This window comes from Treponema sp. R6D11, from assembly GCF_054786075.1.
In genome coordinates this window covers 1-2963 of sequence record NZ_BDHD01000201.1, presented here as the reverse complement: position 1 = coordinate 2963, position 2963 = coordinate 1, and the positions used below count along the sequence as shown (strand labels likewise).

Below are 2963 nucleotides of genomic sequence, written 5' to 3'. Positions count from 1 at the left end.
ATACTAACCTATATGAGAAAATTTGATCCTAAAAAAATAAAAGCGCTCGCTATCGACTTGGATGGGACAATTCTTCTGCCGAACACCACGCTCGGCGAGCGCACGCAGTCATGCATAAAAAAGTTAATTTCCAACGGAATGGAAATAATAATCGCAACGGGCAGGGCAATCGAGGCGTCAGAGCGTTTTAGGGTCGCGATGGGGGCGGAAGGGCCTATGGTGTACTTTAACGGCGCGGAAGTCGTGGAGATGCCTTCCGGCAAAATTCTGCACACCAATTTGATCGGCAAAGATGTCGTGGATTTTTGTACGGACATCGCTCGAAGTTTGGGGATTCATTTTCAGGCGTACCTGCCCGCGGGCATATCGCCGGATACTGGAAAACGCGACATTAACCAAAAATGGGAAGCGCTGTTGACCGAAAAAGACGGGCCGGACGTGCAAATGTACAAAAAACATACGGGTATAGAGCCTGTAATTAAAGACTTGAAAAAACTTGCCGCCCTGCCGGAGATGGAAGGGTTTATCAAGGGAATGTACATAGCCGATCCTTCCCTTCATGATGAAATACGGAAAAGAATAAAAGAGCGTTTTGGAGATAGGATAAGCGTAATGCGCAGTTTCCCCACGTTTCTGGAAGTGATAAATAACGGCGTTTCCAAGGGCGAGGGGCTTAAAATCGCCATGGAGTACAAGGGGCTTAAACCGGAAGAAGTTATCGCCTTTGGGGACGAAGAAAACGATTTGCCGATGTCCGGCGTAGCGGGCTTTTTCGCCGTTCCGAAAAACGCGAGGGAAAAGATTCAAGAAGCGGCGGATTTGGTCTACGGCTCCAACGCCGACGAGGGGCTTGCCAAGTACCTTGAGGATACTTTTTTTTAATGGGGAGGCCTTTAACCCCTCGACATTGTTTGCCAAATATGCTATAATTTCACTATGATATTTCCTTTAAAGAACCTCATCGAATACGATGGTAATATGTACGAAATTACGGCGGCCGCATCACGCAGAAGCTATCAGCTTTCCATGCTGAAAGACCCGGAAATCGTAGACAACGACGGCAAGGTTGTTTCCCTAGCCGCCCGCCAAATATTCACTCAGGAAGTTGAATTCAGGCTTGAAGAAGAATAGTCCGGTCCTTATCCTTTTCGGACCGACCGCTTCGGGCAAAACTCGCATACTCCTAGAACTTTTTAATTCCTCTAACACTAAGGCGGAAGTGGTGTCTGCGGACTCCATGCAGGTTTACCGAGGAATGGACATCGGGACGGCGAAGCCTTCGGCGGAAGAGAGGGAGCGCCTGCCCCACCACTTGATTGATATCCTAAGCCCGGCTCAACAGTTTAACGCGGGCGATTTTGTCCGCCTTGCGAACGAGGCGTGCGAGGAAATCGCGGGCAGGGGGAAACTGCCCGTGGTATCGGGCGGAACGGGTTTTTACCTTAAAAACTTCATCCTAGGTTTAAGCGAGGCGCCCCCTTCCAACACGGAAATCCGCGCCGCCCTGAGAAAAGAACTACAGGAGAAAGGAGCGGGCGCCCTCATGGCGGAACTTGCTACGGCTGACCCCATAAGCGCGGGACGCATCCACATTAACGACGAGTACCGCCTTCTTCGCGCGCTCGAAGTGTGGCGCTCCTGCGGCAAGCCGCTTTCTTCGTTTGAAAAAAATAGCGAAAAGGCTCAGTCCGCTTTCAACTTTATCACAATAGGCCTTTCGCGTCCCCGAGAGGAACTTTACCGCCGCATAAACCAGCGCTGCGCGGAAATGTTCCGTCAGGGCCTTGCCGAAGAAGTGCGCTCCTTGTTTGAAGCGGGCTACACGCCCAACGATCCAGGCCTTCGTGCCATCGGCTACCGCGAATTTTTCGTCGAATCGGAAGAAGAACCGGGAAAGTGGCGGCTGTCGCAAGACATCGAAGGGGTACAGGCCCTTGTCGCGCAGAACAGCAGACGTTATGCGAAGAGGCAGATAACCTTTTTCGCGAACATTCCCGGAGTTAAGTGGGTAGAGTGCGGCGACGAGGCGGAGACGGCGAGTCTTATTAAGCGGGAACTGGAATCTTAATTTTTTCGAAAGAGTTCTCACTAAGGGCACAAAGTAAGAGAAGGACACAAAGGAAGAGAAGAAATTATAAGGTTGTTGTAAGCTATCTGGGCTTGACAATCTCACGATAAGCTAACGTACAAAAACCCCTTATTCCTCTTCGTGTCCTTCTCCCCCTTCGTGTCCTTTGTGAGATGTCTTCTCGGAATATTCAATCCACTAGAAACCTTAGCGTAATTTATGTTAAATTGAACTATGGCAACAGAAGCTAACACAAAAAAAAGATTCCGCCCGCGGTTTATCGACAGCACTTACCGGCCGGACGCGAAGGTCGGGCGGTTTTTAAGCGTGCTCATTCTTTTTGGGGTGTCTTACGGGCTTTACCGGGGGATTCAGGACAATTATCTCGCGGAGATAATACACGTTACTCCTTTTGAAAGGGGCATAGTCGAATTTTTCAGGGAAATTCCCGGCCTTATGCTGATCTTTATTCTCGCGTAAAGTATAGACATAAGCGAAGGGTAGGTCCCTTATTGAAAAATTAACACATAAGGCGCGAAGGAAAAAAATATCTGCTCCCGCGAGCCGTAAAAAACTTCCAGCATGTAAAACTTATAAAACTTTTTGTTGAAATAAAACCTGCGCCTCGCCGTCTTGAGCGTGGTCTCGCGCAGGGCGGAGGCGACTAGGGCGGCGGTCGTCATCAACGCGGCGAATACGCCGAAAACAATTTGGTAGCCGAAAATATCTTTTCTGTTATATCCAAGTTTGCCAAGAAGGATAAAAGGAACCGTTACAAAGAGGAATCCCGCTATGTTTCCGAATTGTCCGATAGAGCTTGACACCCCCAAAGACGCGCCCGATTTTTCTTTTTTCGCGAGATCCATAGAAATTGTAGCCCGCACCGGCATGATGG

4 protein-coding genes and 1 pseudogene are annotated in these 2963 nt (G+C 49.4%); 4 read left to right on the top strand and 1 reads right to left on the bottom strand.

Features of this window, described 5'->3' with window-relative positions; genetic code table 11:
- The 4 genes from ACYVTD_RS11145 to ACYVTD_RS11130 form a co-directional block, all read left to right on the top strand.
- Positions 1–882, top strand: an 882-nt coding sequence (locus tag ACYVTD_RS11145; RefSeq protein WP_461247843.1) for a Cof-type HAD-IIB family hydrolase, incomplete at its 5' end; no start/stop codon positions are given.
- Between the two features lie 54 nt (positions 883–936).
- Positions 937–1131: a DNA-directed RNA polymerase subunit omega gene (locus tag ACYVTD_RS11140; protein WP_461247842.1), complete on the top strand. Its 195-nt coding sequence runs from the start codon at positions 937–939 to the stop codon at positions 1129–1131.
- A complete protein-coding gene (miaA, locus tag ACYVTD_RS11135; protein ID WP_461247841.1) occupies positions 1118–2068 on the top strand; it encodes a tRNA (adenosine(37)-N6)-dimethylallyltransferase MiaA in 951 nt (316 codons plus the stop codon). Before ACYVTD_RS11140 ends, miaA begins: the two co-directional genes overlap by 14 nt.
- Before the next feature lie 234 nt (positions 2069–2302).
- Positions 2303–2548: a hypothetical protein gene (locus ACYVTD_RS11130; RefSeq protein WP_461247840.1), complete on the top strand. Its 246-nt coding sequence runs from the start codon at positions 2303–2305 to the stop codon at positions 2546–2548.
- A gap of 29 nt (positions 2549–2577) precedes the next feature.
- Here the strand turns inward: ACYVTD_RS11130 and ACYVTD_RS11125 are convergent.
- Positions 2578–2963, bottom strand: a pseudogene (locus ACYVTD_RS11125) (MFS transporter); the annotation flags it as partial.